The organism is Frankia sp. AgB1.9, assembly GCF_016786355.1.
GTDB lineage: Bacteria > Actinomycetota > Actinomycetes > Frankiales > Frankiaceae > Pseudofrankia.
Map to the genome: position 1 here is coordinate 1 of NZ_JADWYX010000260.1, position 1,590 is coordinate 1,590.

4 protein-coding genes are annotated in these 1,590 nt (G+C 65.8%); all 4 read right to left on the reverse strand.

Going from position 1 to position 1,590, the window contains the following annotated elements; all coding sequences use genetic code 11:
- Positions 1-148: 148 nt before the first annotated feature.
- From I6A60_RS40980 to I6A60_RS40995, 4 genes are read right to left on the reverse strand one after another with little or no spacing between them, the layout of a single operon-like run.
- Positions 149-349, reverse strand: coding sequence for an ABC transporter permease (locus tag I6A60_RS40980; RefSeq protein ID WP_203017409.1), 201 nt, complete (start codon positions 347-349; stop codon positions 149-151).
- 4 nt (positions 350-353) lie between these two features.
- A complete protein-coding gene (locus tag I6A60_RS40985) occupies positions 354-689 on the reverse strand; it encodes a cysteine protease (protein WP_203017407.1) in 336 nt (111 codons plus the stop codon).
- Between the two features lie 40 nt (positions 690-729).
- On the reverse strand, positions 730-972 hold the full coding sequence (locus I6A60_RS40990) for a hypothetical protein (protein ID WP_203017405.1): 243 nt from the start codon (positions 970-972) through the stop codon (positions 730-732).
- Positions 969-1,166, reverse strand: coding sequence for a hypothetical protein (locus I6A60_RS40995; protein WP_203017403.1), 198 nt, complete (start codon positions 1,164-1,166; stop codon positions 969-971). Before I6A60_RS40995 ends, I6A60_RS40990 begins: the two co-directional genes overlap by 4 nt.
- Positions 1,167-1,590 lie beyond the last annotated feature (424 nt).

Sequence of the window (1,590 nt, forward strand, 5' to 3'; positions counted from 1 at the left end):
GATTGATATGTCTGGCCGAGCTGGTCGGTATCCGGTGGATCGGAAGGCCGGCGCCCTCACGAAGTGGCAGGGCCGTGGGGGGGGGGGGGGGGGGGCCCCCCCCCCCGCGGGGGGGGGGGGGGGGCGACGGACGGGAATGGACGGCGGTCTAGAACCGGATCGGGAGGGTGTGCAGGAATGCGCTCACCTGTGCGCCCACGGCAGCCAGGGTGGGTACAAACCCGTTGAACGACCAGTACCAGCCGAGCAGAATGCACACGACCGGCACGAGGCTCCGTGTCCGTGTCCGGGGTGCGACGAGCGCGACCAGAAGGAGAATCCCCAGAAGAAGGACGATGGTGATTTGCACGGCCTTAGACCTCTGCCTCACGGTCGGGCACGTCGAACGTTTCCTCGTCCTCGTCCGGGAGGATTTCAATCCCGGCCGCGGTGGCCCAATCTCGATATGTAGCGCGCCATTCATCGCGGGTCTTCTCCCGGTAGCCCTTGAGGAACAGAACGGCCGCGTCGACCAGCACGGAGGTTTCGGGGTCGTATTCCTGCTCGGCCATGAACGCCCGATGGAGAACCTCAGTAGCGGTGTAGGTCGCCATGTGGTCGTCCTTAGCCCGCTCGGCCCGTAGAGCCAGGTCATCGACGGTGAGCGGGCCGAAACCGGACACGGGAAGATCGCTGTCGGTGCGGAACATCTCAGTGGTTCCTTTCAGAAGATCAGACGGGATGTAGCGGCTAGCCGACGGCCAGCGCGAGAACAAGCGGGGTGAACCGGGCCGCCGACGCGAGAACCCACACCACGCCGAGCCACACGGCCACGGACACGCGGCGCGGTTTCATGTCGTGCCAGACCAGGCCCATCACGACGACGGTTTCCAGCAGCCACCACACGGCCGCCGGCAACAGGACGAAAAGAGACGGGTGCGGGGCCGCGACAAAAGCGCCGGAGAACGGGTCAAGCCCGATAGCGACTCTCACCGGTCGCGGCTGCGTCGCACCAACGCGAACACCCCGTACCCCAGACCGGCGACGAGGAAGAACGGGGCGGCGGCCGTCAGGAAGTGATCCGCGAGGTACGCCAGGAAGAACAGCACGAGGTACAGCGCGATAAAGCCCAGCGCCACGCCGAACAGCCGGGCCAACCACGACGGGCGATACACATAACGAGGCACGACAAACTCCCACGGAGAGAAAGGGGGGTGGTTTCGCGGCCAGCTCCGGTGCGCTGCCGCCACAACCAATTTGCCCGCCACCCGTGGGAATGTCACGCAATCCGACCAGGATCTATTTCTACAATTTCATCGCAGAAAGCCGACAGAAAGGCGACGTTTTTAAGGAGAATTCCCGACGGAATTACCGCACCGACCCGACGCGGACCCGACGCCACGACGAAAACCCGACACGGACCCGACATCGATCCGACACGGACCCGACGTCCGCGCCAACCCGACGTCGACTCGACACGGACCCGACGAAAACCTGACGTCGACCCGACGTCGACCCGACGTCGGGTCCGTCCACCCGCCTACCGGCCGCGTAGCCAGGCCCGGCGAGCGCCCACCGCCCCGGCCGGACCGATCGTCACGTGACGATCGA

Excerpts from the sequence above, each read along its gene's own strand:
- I6A60_RS40985 (WP_203017407.1), bottom strand. The coding sequence starts at position 689 with ATGTTCCGCACCGACAGCGATCTTCCCGTGTCCGGTTTCGGCCCGCTC.